A 14,132-nucleotide genomic window follows, 5' to 3' on the forward strand; every position below is an offset into this window, starting at 1 on the left:
CGCGCCCAACGGCCGCGCGCTTTTGGGAACGCGAATTGCCGGGGAGGAACCGCTCATGCGTTTGTCAGGGAAAGTCGCCGTCATCACCGGTGGCGGATCGGGCTTCGGCGAGGGCATCGCCCGACGCTTCGCCGCCGAAGGCGCCCGCGTCATCGTCGCCGACCTGGACGAGGCGGCGGCCGGCCGGGTGGCCGACAGCCTGGGCGAGACGGCGCTCGCCGTGCGCGCCGACGTTGCGGTGGGGGAGGATTACGGGGCGATCGTCTCCACGGCGATCGGCGAGTTCGGGCGGCTCGACATCCTGGTCAACAATGCCGGCTACACCCACCGCTACGGCTCGATGCTGGAGGTGGACGAGGCCACCTTCGACCGCATCTATGCCGTCAACGTGAAGTCGATCTATCACGGCGCCCTCCATGCCGTGCCGGTATTCCGCGCCCAGGGCGGCGGCGTGATCCTGAACATCGCCTCCACCGCCGGTCTGCGGCCGCGGCCGAACCTGACCTGGTACAACGGTTCCAAGGGGGCGGTCATCACCCTGACCAAGTCGATGGCCGCCGAACTGGCCCCCGACCGCATCCGCGTCTGCGCCATCGCCCCCGTGGCGGGCGAGACCGGCATGCTCCACCGCTTCATGGGGCAGGACACGCCCGAGCGCCGCGAACAGTTCCTGCGCAGCATCCCGCTCGGCCGGCTGTCGACGCCCGACGACATCGCCAACTCTGCGCTCTACCTCTGTTCCGACGAGGCGGATTTCCTGACCGGCGTGTGCCTGGAGGTGGATGGCGGGCGGTGCGTGTGAGGGAAGTTCCCAACTGACTTCCCCCTCTCCCCCCTGGGGAGAGGGTCGGGGTGAGGGGGATGCATGGCGGGACCGCTGGGTAAATCCCGAGGTGCTCCCCCCTCACCCTAACCCTCTCCCCGGGGGGGAGAGGGGATTACCGCTGCGTTGCAAGGTGTGTGTATTCTGCAATCGCCCAGCGGGGGAGGGTTGGGGTGGGGGCAAGTGGTGTCGACAGGCACGTCGGCGTCAGCCGAATCCCCCTCGGTTGGAGCGTCAGCAACCACCACCTCGTCCTCTTCAACCAGGTCCTCCTCCCGCTTCTCGTCGGGCAGCACGGCGTCGAGCAGGCGGGCGATGTCGTCGGTGGGCCGCAGGGCGCCATAGCCGGGGGCGTTGTAGTCCCAGTCATATTCGGCGAAGCCGCGGAAGCCGGCGATGGCCGGGTCGCTGGCCCAGGCCTTGCGCAGGGCTTGGCGGCGCAATTCCTCCGGCACGTCGCGGCGCAGGAAGCCGGTGTAGTCGCTGCCGCCGTCCAGGCTGTCGAGCGGGGGAAGGTCGGACAGGTCAGGCGCCTCCTCCGCCGCCGGAGGGGCAGCCGCGATCTCCGCCGGAACCGCGACCGAGGATTCGTCCACCTGCCCCGGCACCATCGGCTGGATCGGCACCTCGACCGGCACCTCTTCCGTCCGCGTTTCCCGCTTCAGCCGCGACCAGCGGCCGAGGAAGCCTTCATCCGCGCCTGTGGGGTCAGCCATGCCGAGGCCGCTCCGTCCTCCTGCCGTGCCGGGCCAGGGCTTCGGTGTCGGCGCGGTCGCGTTTGCGCTTGTGGAAGGGGCGTTCGACATAATGCCGGGCGACGAAGCCGTCCATCCACAGGAGCAGCGGGATCGGCAGCGCCAGCGGCTCGATCACGTCGTCGCCAGCCTCGGCATGGGCGTCGATCTCGCCGGGGTCCACGGTGACTGCCAGCAACTGCATCCCCGGTGCCGGACCGCCCGGCCGCAGGATGACGTAGGCGCAGGGGTTGCCGCCGTCGAGGTTGTGCTTGTAGTTCTCCGCTTCGGTCGGGAACAGGGCGATCTCGGCGGTGCCGGCGTAGTGGCGCGTCCAGTCCGGCCCCTCCGCCACCACGCTCCAATCCGGCCGGTCGGGCTCGGGCGGGACCAGCAGGACCGGTTGCCAGCGCGCTTCGATCCAGGGATTGTCGACGCGCCGCCGCTCCACCACGACGCCGACCGTCCGCCGTTCGGCGCGGTCGGGCGAGGAGGCCGGGTGAGTTGCGGGCAAGGCGGGCGCGGGTGGGAACTCGGTGGGCATGGGCGGTGTTCCTGATGGGCTGGAGGCGGACTCCGTCCCCGGTACAACGCGCCGGCGGGCGATTGGTGCCGCCGGGCTCTCGAAAGCCCCAGATCAAAGCCCCCGAACCCAAGGATGCGCCATGCGCAAGTTCGCCGCCGCCCTGCTGCTGTCCAGCCTTCTCGCCGGCCTACCGCTGGCCGCCACGGCCCAGCAGCCGGCCCAGCATGAACCGGCTCAGCAGCAACCGACCCAGCCGGTCGAATCCGGATCGAAGGAGTCGGCCGGCGACGCGCTCGCCCGCGACGGCAATGTCCAGCAGAGCCAGGACCCGCTCCCCAGCCAGCAGGGCAACAAGCCGCCCAACCCGACCAGTTCCGCCGCCACCGGCAGCGGGGAGCTGCAGCAGGCGCTCGCCGAGGTCCGCCGGGCGCCGCCCGACCTGAACGGCACGCCGGTTCCCCGCCCGAACCAGTGGGCGAGCGAGCCCGACCAGCCGAACGAGCCGACACGCTCGCAGAATCCCTCCGACCTCACCAGCCAGGAAGTGAAGTAACGCCGCCTATCCCGACACCCGGCGGGCACGGACGCGGATCAGGCCGCTGCCCTCCGGATCGGCACGGTCCGGCTTCAGCATGGCATCCAGCAGCCGGGCGTCGCCGGTCCAATAGGGCACGTACCACAGCCGGTCGGGGTCCATCACCAGCGCACGCCGCGTCGCCGGATCATAGGCCCCCAGCGGCGCGATATGGCCGACGCCGATGTCGCCGGTTAGCGTCCCCTGGTCGAAGGCCAGCAGGATGATGTCGTCGGCGCTGCGCTCGTTCTCGGTCAGGATGCGGCGCAGTTCCGCCAGCGTGGCGGGGGAGGCGTCGCGCGGGCGCCAGACCTCCACCTCCGCGTCGATGCCGTAGGCGGCGAGGCTGCGGCGGACATAGCGCTCCAGTTCGCCGAAGGAGACGCCCTCGCCATCCTCGGCGGTGGCGGCGCGCCAATGGTCGTCGTCCAGACGGTCGAGCAGTTGCCGGCCGGTCACAAGCCGCTCCGACGCCTGTGCCGGCAACCCGCGCAGGGCGTTCAGCATCATCGTCACGCTGGCCAGCGAACAGGAGGCGCTGGTCGTCTGCGGCACGTAAAAGGGGCTGAGCGCCCAGTAATCGGGCGCAGGGGCGCTGCGGAGATGGTCGGCGGCGCGGGTGATCGGCACCGCGTCGGGGCCGAATTTCGGCTTCTGGTCTTCCTGCGCCAAGGCCGGCGCCGGGCCGGCGATGCACATCAGGAGGCCGGCCACCATCGCCGCCACCCTCCCGCCTGCTGCCCCGCCTGCTGTCCCCGCAATCCTGCTCATCTGCATCATCAATGGAAACGGTCTCTGTCCGTCCGGTCTCGATCGGGAATCCGCATATGGTGCGCGGCAAGGCTGGAGCCAAGCCGGGGCAATGTGCCATGCCGGAAACGCGGATGGACGAACGCCGAAGGGCGGAACCCGTCCTGCCCGACACCGTCGAGCAGGGCAGGCTCCGCCCACCGGACTCCGCCCATCGCCGGGATCGGCGCACCAGAGGGATCAGCCTCCGGTGCCGCCATCCGGGATCGTGCGATCAGACGCCGTCCCAGAACTGCTCCATCCCGGCGGCCGCCGTGCCGTCGACGCCCATCTTCGCCCAGGCGAGGTCGTGGATGCCCATCGCGAAGGCCGGCGAGGACGCCTGCAGCGAGTAGTCGCCCCAATAGGCGTTGGTGAACATCGGCTTGGCGCTGACGTCGTGGTCGCCGTACTTCGGCACGTTGTAAACCAGGTTCTGGTCGATGACGAAGTCGTTGGCGCTCAGCAGTTCGGTGTAGTCGTCCAGCGGCAGGGTTCCCATCACCACGTTCTTGGTGATCGTGTTGTTGTGCGGGTCGCCGGCCGTGCCGTGCACCGGCTGCCATTCGATGCGGATGAAGTCTTCCTTGTTGCTGGCGATGACCGAGAAGTTGTTGGTCACCACGTTGTTGTCGCCGCCATGGATCTGCACCGAGGCCCAGTCGGCATCCTTGATGAAGTTGTCCTTGACGGTGACGCCGCCGGCCATGTCGTCCAGATAGATGCCGAAGCCCTTCTGGCCGTACATCCAGCTGTCCTGGGCGCTGGTGGCGAGCCCGTTGGCGTGCTCGATCCGGTTGCCCTGGATGATCAGGCCGGTGTTGGTGCTGGACCGGCCGAGGATCTCGATGGCGCCGCCATCGGCGGTCTCCAGCCCGGTGTAGGAGACGTTGTTGTACTGGATGACGTTGTTGTGGTTCGCCGTGTTGGTGCTGCCGCCGTAATCCTTGAACGAGATGCCGTAGCGGGCGCTGTGGTCGATGTCGTTGTTGGAGATGACGTTGTTGTCGACGCCGGTGCCGAAGATGCCGGAAACCGCCTTGCGCACCTCGCCGATGTTGCTGATGCTGTTGGCGTAGATGGTGTTGCCGTTGCTGCGGCCGTCCATCTCGATGCCGTTTTCCGCCAGGTGGTTCAGCGTGTTGTGAGCGATCTGGTTGTTCGACGAGCCCGAGCTGAGCCGGATCGCCGTGCCGACGTTCAGGAAGCTGTTGTCGCTGATGTGGTTGCCGTCGGCATTGGTCAGCAGCAGGGCGTCGCCGCCGGTGGTGGTGTTCTTGAAGGTCAGCCCGTCGAGGGTGACGTCGCTGGCGCCGGTCAGCTTGATCAGCGTGCCGAGCCGCGGCACTTCCACGCCGGTCGATGCGAAGCCGGAGCTGGCGGCCTTGTACAACAGCTTGCCGTCCGACGCGCGCCAGGCGAACTCGCCCGCCTGATCGACGTAGGATGCGTTGTTCAGCAGCTTGTAGGTGGTGCCTTCCGCAAACGGCAGCGAGGCGCCGTTCTTCAGCTTGATCATGCGGGTGGCGGCGTTGAAGCTTTCGATGCTGGTCAGGGTGTCGCCCAGCCGCTCCGCGTCCATCACCTGGATCATCGTGCCCGGCTGGATGTCGGACGCGGTCACCTCGGTCCCATGGGAGCGGATGTACCAGCCGCTGGGGCCCCCCGAGGCGGCATCGGCGAACTTCCAGCCGCTGGTGACGTCGGCGGCGTCATAGGCGTACTTCTCCGCCAGATGCTGGCGCACGTCGCCGACGATCAGGTCCAGGTTGCTGGCGGTGCCGAGCTTGGCCGAATAGAGGCCGTTGCCCTCGCTGGTGAAGCCCTTCACCACCTCGCCGCCGCTCAGCACCGGCTTTTCGCCGGGATAGTTCTGGAAGCTGTGCCCGTTGTCGAGCGAGGTCAGCTCCAGCGTCTTGGTCAGGTGGTAGGTGCCCTCGCGGACATAGGTGGTGTCGACGGTCGAGCTGGCCCGCATGGCGGCCTGCGCCTTCTCCAGCGAGGCGAAGGGACCGTCGGTGCCGTCGGCGTTCGGAGCCGACAGCTTGCCGGACCAGGAATCCTTGCCGTTGGTCGCGACGTAGAAGGCCGGCTTGGTCGGCGGGGTCGGGACGGGGTTCTGCGGAGCGGGGGTGTCGCCGAACATCTCGGCACCGGCCTTGATGTTCAGGGCGCCGCCCCAATACAGGCCTTCCTGGCCCTTGACCACGTCCTTGCCGTCGACCGCACCCTTGTCATAGGTGACGATGCTGTCGGTGACGGGGACGGTTTTGCCGTTGATGACCACCGACTTGACGAACAGGTTGCGATCGACGCCGTTCACGGTCGCGTCGTTGTCGTACCAGACCTGGACCGTGTGGGCCTTGGTCGGATCGATGTCGGCGGTGAACTTGTAGCCCGCGGTGGTGGAGGTGGCCTTGGCGTCGCCGATCACCTGCCCGTCGACCAGCAGCTTGAAATGCGCCGCCTGTCCGCCGGCCGAGTTGCCGTAGGCGTTGACGACGATGTCGACCGGCTTGGTCGGGGTCGGCGGGGGCGGCGGGACATAGGCGCCGCCGAAATACTCCTCCGGCACGCCGAAGGACAGGGCGCCGCCCCAGAACAGGCCTTCCTGGCCGGCGACCACGAACTTGCCGTCGACCGGGCCCTTGTCGTAGGAGGCCATGTCGGAGGTGGCGGAAATGGTCTTGCCGTCGATGTTGATCGACTTGACGTACAGGTTGCGGTCGACGCCGTTCACGGTCGCGTCGTTGTCGTACCAGACCTGGATCTTGTGGGCCTCGTTGGGGTCCACCTTGGCGGTGAAGGTGTAGTCGGTGGCCGAGGTCGCGTTGACCCAGGCGTCGCCCACCACCTCGCCGTCGATCAGCAGCTTGAAATGCGGGGCCTGGCCGCCGGCGTTGATGCCGTAGGCCTTCACCTTGATGGTCGTGGTCATGGTCTCGGTGTCGGTGCCGGTATCGACCGGGGCCGTCGAGAACAGCGTGGCGGGCAGCGCGACGTTCAGCGCGCCCGGCCAGTACATCTCGCTCTGCCCGGCGATGACGCTCAGCCCGTCGACCTTGCCGGTGTCGTATTTCACCGAGGGGTCGATGGCGAGGATGGTCTTGCCGTTGACCTCGAAGGACTTGACGAACAGGTTGCGGTCGACGCCGTTAACCGTGTCGTCGTTGTCGTAGACCAACTGGAGGGCGTGCGCCTTGTCGGCCGGCACGTTAGCGGTGAAGACGTAACGCGACTGGGAGGCGGAGGCGACGGTGGCGTCGCCGATGACCTTGCCATCGACAAGCAGTTGGAAATGCGGCCATTTCCCGCCGGCCACGGTGCCCCAGGCATTGACCGCGAAGGTGACCTGGATCGTGCCGTCGGTGTTGGTGGTAGCCATTTTGGAACTCCGCTTTATGGGTATCGCCTTGTTCCGCAGGCTCGTCTGTTAGCCTTAATCGGGTACTAACACTTATGGTTAGGAAATTATGAATGAGGTGGTTTCCCGTGGCATGAATGAGACAAAAAACGGGCATCACTCCTTCGTCATGAATCAGCCAAAAACGAAACTTCCACCTTCAGGCGAAACCCGGAGCAGTCGATCGGCAGATTTTTCCCAGCCACCTTGAGCCTGACTGTCTGTATTTGCCGGAGGCGTTGCGAAATAAGCTCAAAAGCCACTTTTTCGGACCGCCGACTTGGCGTGACGGGATCACCTCCCGCGGGAGGCACCCTGTCGGGCGAATGGAACCGAAAGGCCCGGAACTGCGTCTAGAACGAGCGTCCCCGGCGACGCAGGATGCGGCATGCGGAGGCGGAGAGCGTGGACAGCGGAACGGATGGCGGGCGCTGGGATGACGGGCAGGGGGATGACGGCCAGGGGGATGACGGGCAGCGGCAGGGCAGGGGGCGCATCGACCGCGTCAACCTCGCCCTCTGGCTGCTCGGCATCCTGGCCGGGGTGGCGGTACTCTGGCTGCTGCAGGCGGCAGCCTCGATCCTGATCCCGGTCATCTCGGCCTTCTTCGTCGCCGTCGCCGTCGCCCCGGTCAGCCGCTGGGTGCGCGAGCGGGTGCCGCGGCGCCTGTCCTGGCTGGGACTGGCCGCATCGATGCTGCTGATCCTGGGCATCCTGGCCGCCTTCTTCGGCGGCATGGCGCTGGTGGCACAGCGCGTGGCGGAGGATTTCCCGCAATATGCCGAGGCGCTGGGCAAGCTGTGGGCGAAGGTCAACCAGTGGATCCAGGGCGCCAAGGCCGATCTGGGGCCGGCGGCCGGGCAGGGGAGCGGCCAGCAGGCCAGCGGCGAGGTGCCGGTCGACCCGATCACCGGCTTCGCCAAGGCGGCCCTGTCATCGGCCGGCCAGACGGCCTCCATTCTGGTGCTGACCGTCTTCCTCGCCCTGCTGATGCAACTGGAGGCGCCGATCTGGCGCGAAAAGATCGTCATGACGCTGGGCCGCGAGCGCTGCCAGACCGCCGTGGAGGCGGTGGCCGCCATCGCCCAGCAGTTCCGCCGCTATCTGGTGGTCAGCAGCGTGCTGGGGCTGATCACCGCTGCACTCTATATCGGCTGGCTGTCGCTGTTCGGGGTGGATCTGGTCCTGCTGTGGGGCCTGCTGGCCTTTCTGCTGAACTATGTGCCGGTGGTGGGATCGGTGGTGGCCGGAGCCTTGCCGGTCCTGCTGACCGTCGCGACCAAGGATGCCGGCACAGCGACGGCGGTCGCCGCCGGCCTGCTGGTGATCGAGCAGGTGATGGGCAACTTCGTGGCGCCGCACATGCAGGGCAAGCAGCTGGCGATCTCGCCGCTGGTGGTGATGATCGCGCTTCTGCTGTGGAGCTGGCTGTGGGGAGCCGCCGGCGCGCTGCTGGCGGCCCCGATGGCGGTGCTGATCGCCATCACCCTGAACCACGCCGACGCGCTGCGCCCCTTCGCCATCTTCATGAGCGACAAGAGCGACCGCGAACGCTTCGACGCCCACACACGGGCGGAGTGACCCGGACCGGCGCGAAGGCGCCGGCCTTGAGGGCGCACCGAAAATGCATAACTATCATTATGGAAATTTAATTCAAGTGCGCCCCAAAGCGGAAACGCCGCCCGGCCTTGCGACCGGACGGCGTTCGGAACCCTGGCTGTCGAACCTGCCCCGATGATCAGGCGGCGTTCTCGTTCAGCACTCCGCGGCGGATCTGGTCGAGCTCGATGGATTCGAACAGCGCCTTGAAGTTGCCTTCGCCGAAGCCCTCGTTGCCGATGCGCTGGATGATCTCGAAGAAGATCGGGCCGATGACGTTCTGGGTGAAGATCTGCAGCAGCAGGCCCTGGCCCTCGGTCGGCGCGCCGTCGACCAGGATGCGGTTGGCCTGGAGCCGCTTCAGATCCTGGTTGTGGCCAGGCACGCGGGCGTCGATGCGCTCGTAATAGGTGTCGGGCGTGTCCTGGAACGGGGTGCCCAGGCCGCGCATCGCCTCCACCGTGTGGACGATGTCGTTGGTGCCCAGCGCCACGTGCTGGATGCCTTCGCCCTTGTAGTCGCGCAGATATTCGACGATCTGCGACTTGTTGTCGGCGGACTCGTTGATCGGGATGCGGATCTTGCCGCAGGGGCTGGTCATCGCCTTCGACCGCAGGCCGGTCAGCTTGCCTTCGATGTCGAAGTAGCGGATCTCGCGGAAGCCGAACAGGCGGGTGTAGAAGCCGGCCCACTCCTCCATCCGCCCAGTGTGGACGTTGTGGGTCAGGTGGTCGATGTAGGTCAGGCCGGCGCCCTTCGGATGCTGGTCCACACCCGGCAGCGGCACGAAATCGACCTCATAGATGCTGCCGCGCTCGCCATAGCGGTCGACGAGGTAGATCAGCGAATCGCCGATGCCCTTGATGGCGGGGATGTTCAACTCCATCGCGCCGACCCGGTTCTCGACGCCCCAGGCGCCGAGGTCCACCGCACGGCGGTAGGCGAAGGCGGCGTCGGCGACGCGGAAGGCGATGGCGCAGATCGACGGGCCGTGCTGGGCGGCGAAATTGCGTGGGAAGCCCGACGGCTCGGCATTGACGATGAAGTTCACGTCGCCCTGGCGATAGAGCGTCACGTCCTTGGACCGGTGGCGGGCGATTGCCGAGAAGCCCAGTTGTTCGAACAGGCGGCCCAGCGCCACGGTGTCCGGCGCGGTGAATTCGATGAACTCGAAGCCGTCGGTCTTCATCGGGTTTTCCCACATGTCGGCCATGATCGCCTCTCCCTTGGTTCGTTATGCGATCAGTATGCCGGACTGCTGGTGGAAATAGCTTTCAAAGTGGGGCGGGCACACCTATGATTTTGGCAGGATTTTTCGCTGAACGGCGCCCATTCGGAGAAACCGTCCGTTGCCTGCCTCCCTATCGGAAATCGACGTCAAAATCCTGATCGCCCTGCAGGAGGATTCGCGCCTGACCGTGCAGGAGCTTGCCGACCGGGTCGGCACCTCCCCCTCCTCCTGCTGGCGCCGATTGCGCTCGCTGGAGGAGACAGGGGTGATCCGCCGCTACACGGCGCTGGTCGATCCGAAGGCGGCGTCGGTGGGGGAGTGCGTGTTCGCCCATGTGACGCTCGACCACCATTCGGCCGAGACCGCCGCCGTCTTCATCGACGCGGTGCGCAAGCGGCCGGAGGTGCTGGAATGCTATGCGGTGTCGGGCGATGCCGACTATCTGCTGCGGGTCGCGGTGCGGGCGATCGCCGACTACAACCGCTTCCTGGAGGAGTTCGTCTTCCAGCTGCCCTTCCAGGTCCGCATCCGCTCCAACTTCGCCCTGAAGGAGATCAAGTTCGAGACGGCGCTGCCGCTGGGAGCGCCGGGGGCTTAGCAAAAATCCCCTCTCCCCCCGCTCACGCGCAAACTTCGTTTGCGCTGACGCGACAGGCGGACCATTGGTCCGCCGAAAGTGGGGAGAGGGTTAGGGTGAGGGGGACGCGCGGCGAGGATTCTCGGGAAGGCACGCGGTGCATCCCCCTCACCCCGACCCTCTCCCCGGGGGGGAGAGGGAGCTACCCCGCCACCCGGCGCTTGGTCGGCACGGCGGCGGCGGCGGTCGCGGGGTGCGGGCCGGCGATGCGGTCGAGCAGCAGGTCCAGGCCGGTGCGGCTGGTCTCGTAAGCCACCCGTGCGCGGGTCAGCGTCTGGGCGGACGCGACGGCCAGAGCCTCGCGGTCGTCGGCCCAGGCCGCCAGGATCGGCAACGCCGCTTTCACGAAGTCGGCATCCTGCGGGACCAGCCCGTCGGCCGGGATGTCGGAACCGATGCAGCCGCGCTCATAGGCCACGACCGGCACGCCGGCCGCCATCGCCTCGAACAGGACCAGCGGCTGCGCCTCGTTGCGGTAGCGGGTCGGGAAGACGAAGACGTCGATGTCGCGGTAGAACGCCTCCTTGGCCTCACCATGGACCGGGCCGTGATACTCGACCGCCCCGTCGAAGGCCATCAGCCCGGCGGCGATCATCGCATTGTCCTTGGGCTTCAGGCCGGGGCCGGCCAGCACCAGCTTGGCGTCCACCCCGTCCAGCTGCAGGGCGCGCAGCAGGGCGAACAGCGTGTCCAACCCCTTCTCGCTGCACAGGTTCGACAGGTGGCCGATGCGCAGCGGGCCGTCGCGCCGCGGGCGCGGGATCGCGTCTGGGACGGAGAAGATGGCGTTGGACATGGTCATGCAGCTGCGCGCCGCCGGATAGATCGACTGGAACCGCATCTGCATCGCCGGGCACAGCAGCACATGGGTGCAGTCGGCGCCGGCCACCCGGGTCAGCAGCCGCATCCGCCAGGTCGGCTTGCTGATGGTGGCGAAGGAATGGTGGTGCAGCACCCGCTCGTAGCCGAACAGGCGCGCGGTGCCGGCAAGCGCCGCGGTGTAAAGCGCACCCCAACCCGAATCGACCGGCATGTAGAAGCGCCGGTCGGCCTTGCTCAGCCCGGCGGCCAGCCGCCCCATGGTCCCGAACACCCGCGCCATCTTGCGCAGGTGGTAGGCGGCACCGCCGCCGTTCCATCCCGGCGACAGGTCGGCCACTTCGACACGGCCGCGCCCCCGCATGCGGTCCTGGAGACGTTCCAGCACCAGGGCGGTCACCCGGCTCATCCCGTCCACCGGCGGCGGCAGCCGTCCCGAGACGACCACATGGGTGCGCGCGTTCCGTTCCATCGTCAACTCCCGGTCAGTGCCGCTCCGGCGGACCGGCCATGCTGGCCACCCTCCGGGTCGGCGGAATAGTCGGACGCATACTCCGTGTCCGCGCTGCGCTCCGCCTTCGGGCCGCCCAGCGCCACCACGGCCTTCTCCACCGACTGGGCGAAGAAGCTGGCATCGGCCAAGGCCTGGAAAGGCCGCCCGTTCAGGCTCAGACGGCGCCATTCATCCTCATCCCCCGCGACCGACAGCATGTAGCGCGCCAGCCCCTCGGGGTTGTCCGGCTCCACGATGTGGCCGTTCAGGCCGCTGCGGATCAGCACGTCGCGGGCGCCGCACTGATCGGACAGGATGGTCGGAACCCCCATGGCCAATGCCTCGTTCACCACCAGACCGAACTGCTCCTCCAAGGACGGCAGAAGCAGGCACAGCGTGGACCCCAGCGTTTCGGCGATCCCCTTCTCCTGCAGGAAACCGCGGAAGATGATCGATCCGTCCAGCCCGCGCCGGGTCACCTCGGCCCGCAGATCCGCCTCCAGGGGACCGGACCCGCAGAGGTGGAGCGGACGGGCGGCCGGACCGGCCAGCCGCCGGTAAATGTCGTAGGCTTCGACCGCCCGGAACAAGTTCTTCTTCGGGACGAAGCGCGCGATGATGGTGAAGTGGCGGTCGGCGAAGGGTACTCCGCCAGGGGCCGGCTCCATCCCGGACAGCCGCCGGATGCGGTCCAGGGACAGCGTGTCGTACCCGATATAGAGTCTGTCTTTCGGGAGTCCCAACAGGCGGAAGTAATCCACCGTGCGGTGGCTGCCGCCGATCCCCGCCTGATAGGGGGAGTAGAAGACGCTCTTGACCATCTCTCGCCACAGGATGCGCGGCTTGTCGTCGTATTTGGACGCATTCATGTTGATGACCTTGCGCCCCGTCAGCCGCATGGTCAGGGCAAGCGCGAAGACGTCCGGATCCTCGTAATGGCACAGGAAGACGAAGCGCGCGTCGACGCGCCGGCATTCGCGCAGCAGGGCGCGGTAGACCGCGGCCTTCGACAGGTCGGCCTTCGACTGGCCGGGGAACAGGGTGATCTTGCGGAAGTTCTGGCCCGTTCCGGTCGAGTCCCAGGCGTAGGTGTGCGATTTCGACCCGACCTCCAGCCCGATCACGTCATAGACATGGCCCAGGCGGCGACCGACGGCTTCCAGCCGGTCCATGTGGTAGGGGCCGAACATCTCCCAACTGAAGACCAGCGCGGGCTTCTTCATGCTGCCTCTCCCAACAGAAGACGGGCGTATCGGTCGAGCGCCACGGCACGGGTGGCGTTCGCTTCCACCCAGGCGCGGCCGCGGCGGCCCATGGCGGTTGCGCGGGCGGAATCGGACAGCAATGCTGCCACCGCCTCCGCCATCGCGCGCGGCTCCTCCGGCGGCGTGCACAGGAAGGCGCCGACCTGCGCCTCCAGCGTGGCGAGCGCCGAACCCGGCAGGCAGGTGCTGACGAAAGGCCGGCCGGCGGCGAGGATGGTCACAGCCTTGCCGGGCATGGCGAAGGCCGCTCCTTCGGGCCGCTGGGGCACGAGATGGACGTCGCCCTCCGCCATCGCTTCGTTCAACTGGTCCTTGGGCGCCAGCGGCTGGAAGATCACGTTGGCGAGCCCCATGGCGCGGGCGCGCGACTTCAGCTCCTCCTCCAACCCGCCCTGCCCGCGCATCTTGACGCGGGCCTGCGGCATCAGCTCCGCCAGATGGCCGGCCATGTCCAGCACCTGCTCCAGCCCCTGCTTGCGGGCGAAGGCGCCGCTGTAGAGCGCGGTCGGCGGCTGGTCGGGGCGCGGCAGCGGATGGACGGCGTCGGCATCGACATGGGGTGGGATCACATGGATCGGCCTGGTGACGCCCAGTTCCTCCAGCACGCCGCGCATCGGCTCCGACAGGACGACGATGGCGTCGGCGCGGTTCAGCGCCGTGCGCTCCATGGCGCGGATCGCCTTGACCGCCGCCTTGCCGCCCATCCCCAGCGCGCCGGCGAGGCCGGACTGGATGTCGTGGACGATGGCGACGTGGCGGCCGCCCGGCGTGGTCAGGCGGTCGGCGATGGCCACCGACAGGATCGACGGGCAGAGCGACAGCACCGCGTCATGCCGCCCGACCCTGCCGCGGGCGAGTGCCGCGGCGAAACCGGCATGCAGCACGCCCTCGTGGATCAGGCGGGCCTTCATGCCGCCGCCGGCCGGCGGGATGGTGGGCAGGCGCTCGATCAGCACGCCGTCCACCGTCTTGCTGTCCTGCGCCCCGTCGGCGTAGCCGTCATACACCTTGTTGCCGGGATAGTTGGGCCGCGCGGTCAGCACGGTCGTTTCGGCCCCGGCCGCCGCGAAGGCGGTGGCGAGGTCGGTCATCATCGGCGCGCTGCCGGCCGGCTCCGGCCAATAGCTCTGCGCCACCAGCAGCAGCTCTTCCGGCACGGGCACGTCCGACAGGGAAAGCGAGCTGGACGGCCGGTCGATGACCGGCTCCCGCAGATGGATGGAATCGTCCGGCATCGGG

12 protein-coding genes are annotated in these 14,132 nt (G+C 67.9%); 4 read left to right on the top strand and 8 right to left on the bottom strand.

The window, feature by feature from the left end; all coding sequences use genetic code 11:
* Positions 1-55: 55 nt before the first annotated feature.
* Positions 56-802 carry a glucose 1-dehydrogenase gene (locus ACWPKK_RS26225; protein WP_324865238.1) on the top strand — a complete coding sequence of 249 codons (747 nt, stop codon included), beginning with the start codon at positions 56-58 and terminating at the stop codon, positions 800-802.
* Between the two features lie 107 nt (positions 803-909).
* Here the strand turns inward: ACWPKK_RS26225 and ACWPKK_RS26230 are convergent, their stop codons facing one another.
* Complete coding sequence (locus ACWPKK_RS26230; protein WP_452010282.1) at positions 910-1,539, bottom strand: DUF3306 domain-containing protein; 630 nt, start codon at positions 1,537-1,539, stop codon at positions 910-912.
* Positions 1,532-2,101 carry a DUF3305 domain-containing protein gene (locus tag ACWPKK_RS26235; protein ID WP_452010285.1) on the bottom strand — a complete coding sequence of 190 codons (570 nt, stop codon included), beginning with the start codon at positions 2,099-2,101 and terminating at the stop codon, positions 1,532-1,534. The genes ACWPKK_RS26230 and ACWPKK_RS26235 overlap by 8 nt, the downstream gene beginning before the upstream one ends.
* Before the next feature lie 121 nt (positions 2,102-2,222).
* Here ACWPKK_RS26235 and ACWPKK_RS26240 point away from each other — a divergent pair, with 121 nt between their 5' ends.
* Positions 2,223-2,636, top strand: a complete 414-nt coding sequence (locus ACWPKK_RS26240; RefSeq protein ID WP_452010287.1) for a hypothetical protein — start codon at positions 2,223-2,225, stop codon at positions 2,634-2,636.
* Between the two features lie 6 nt (positions 2,637-2,642).
* Here ACWPKK_RS26240 and ACWPKK_RS26245 read toward each other — a convergent pair whose 3' ends face one another.
* Both ACWPKK_RS26245 and ACWPKK_RS26250 read right to left on the bottom strand, forming a co-directional pair.
* The gene (locus tag ACWPKK_RS26245; protein WP_452010290.1) at positions 2,643-3,374 is read right to left on the bottom strand and encodes a phytochelatin synthase family protein; all 732 of its coding nucleotides are present in this window, start codon (positions 3,372-3,374) and stop codon (positions 2,643-2,645) included.
* A gap of 307 nt (positions 3,375-3,681) precedes the next feature.
* Complete coding sequence (locus tag ACWPKK_RS26250) at positions 3,682-6,831, bottom strand: carbohydrate-binding domain-containing protein (RefSeq protein WP_452010293.1); 3,150 nt, start codon at positions 6,829-6,831, stop codon at positions 3,682-3,684.
* A 423-nt stretch (positions 6,832-7,254) separates the two neighbouring features.
* On the opposite strand from ACWPKK_RS26250, the gene ACWPKK_RS26255 reads away from it, so the two are divergent.
* Positions 7,255-8,430 carry an AI-2E family transporter gene (locus ACWPKK_RS26255; protein WP_452010296.1) on the top strand — a complete coding sequence of 392 codons (1,176 nt, stop codon included), beginning with the start codon at positions 7,255-7,257 and terminating at the stop codon, positions 8,428-8,430.
* A 157-nt stretch (positions 8,431-8,587) separates the two neighbouring features.
* Here the strand turns inward: ACWPKK_RS26255 and hppD are convergent, their stop codons facing one another.
* On the bottom strand, positions 8,588-9,661 hold the full coding sequence (hppD, locus tag ACWPKK_RS26260) for a 4-hydroxyphenylpyruvate dioxygenase (protein WP_452010299.1): 1,074 nt from the start codon (positions 9,659-9,661) through the stop codon (positions 8,588-8,590).
* Positions 9,662-9,797: 136 nt separating this feature from the next.
* On the opposite strand from hppD, the gene ACWPKK_RS26265 reads away from it, so the two are divergent.
* Positions 9,798-10,277 (top strand): Lrp/AsnC family transcriptional regulator, encoded by a 480-nt coding sequence (locus tag ACWPKK_RS26265; RefSeq protein WP_452010302.1) that lies wholly within the window; start codon positions 9,798-9,800, stop codon positions 10,275-10,277.
* Positions 10,278-10,458: 181 nt separating this feature from the next.
* Here ACWPKK_RS26265 and ACWPKK_RS26270 read toward each other — a convergent pair whose 3' ends face one another.
* The 3 genes from ACWPKK_RS26270 to ACWPKK_RS26280 are packed head-to-tail and all read right to left on the bottom strand — an operon-like array spanning position 10,459 to position 14,128.
* A complete protein-coding gene (locus ACWPKK_RS26270; protein ID WP_452010304.1) occupies positions 10,459-11,607 on the bottom strand; it encodes a glycosyltransferase family 4 protein in 1,149 nt (382 codons plus the stop codon).
* A 2-nt stretch (positions 11,608-11,609) separates the two neighbouring features.
* Positions 11,610-12,851 (bottom strand): glycosyltransferase family 4 protein, encoded by a 1,242-nt coding sequence (locus tag ACWPKK_RS26275; RefSeq protein WP_149222994.1) that lies wholly within the window; start codon positions 12,849-12,851, stop codon positions 11,610-11,612.
* A complete protein-coding gene (locus tag ACWPKK_RS26280; protein WP_452010307.1) occupies positions 12,848-14,128 on the bottom strand; it encodes a glycosyltransferase family 4 protein in 1,281 nt (426 codons plus the stop codon). The genes ACWPKK_RS26275 and ACWPKK_RS26280 overlap by 4 nt, the downstream gene beginning before the upstream one ends.
* Positions 14,129-14,132: the final 4 nt, after the last annotated feature.

It is taken from the genome of Azospirillum largimobile (genome assembly GCF_977007025.2).

Coding starts and splice junctions, on each gene's coding strand:
- ACWPKK_RS26280 (WP_452010307.1), bottom strand. CDS start 14,128: ATGCCGGACGATTCCATCCATCTGCGGGAGCCGGTCATCGACCGGCCG.
- ACWPKK_RS26275 (WP_149222994.1), bottom strand. CDS start 12,851: ATGAAGAAGCCCGCGCTGGTCTTCAGTTGGGAGATGTTCGGCCCCTAC.
- hppD (WP_452010299.1), bottom strand. CDS start 9,661: ATGGCCGACATGTGGGAAAACCCGATGAAGACCGACGGCTTCGAGTTC.
- ACWPKK_RS26235 (WP_452010285.1), bottom strand. CDS start 2,101: ATGCCCACCGAGTTCCCACCCGCGCCCGCCTTGCCCGCAACTCACCCG.
- ACWPKK_RS26230 (WP_452010282.1), bottom strand. CDS start 1,539: ATGGCTGACCCCACAGGCGCGGATGAAGGCTTCCTCGGCCGCTGGTCG.
- ACWPKK_RS26245 (WP_452010290.1), bottom strand. CDS start 3,374: ATGGTGGCCGGCCTCCTGATGTGCATCGCCGGCCCGGCGCCGGCCTTG.
- ACWPKK_RS26225 (WP_324865238.1), top strand. CDS start 56: ATGCGTTTGTCAGGGAAAGTCGCCGTCATCACCGGTGGCGGATCGGGC.
- ACWPKK_RS26250 (WP_452010293.1), bottom strand. CDS start 6,831: ATGGCTACCACCAACACCGACGGCACGATCCAGGTCACCTTCGCGGTC.
- ACWPKK_RS26270 (WP_452010304.1), bottom strand. CDS start 11,607: ATGGAACGGAACGCGCGCACCCATGTGGTCGTCTCGGGACGGCTGCCG.
- ACWPKK_RS26240 (WP_452010287.1), top strand. CDS start 2,223: ATGCGCAAGTTCGCCGCCGCCCTGCTGCTGTCCAGCCTTCTCGCCGGC.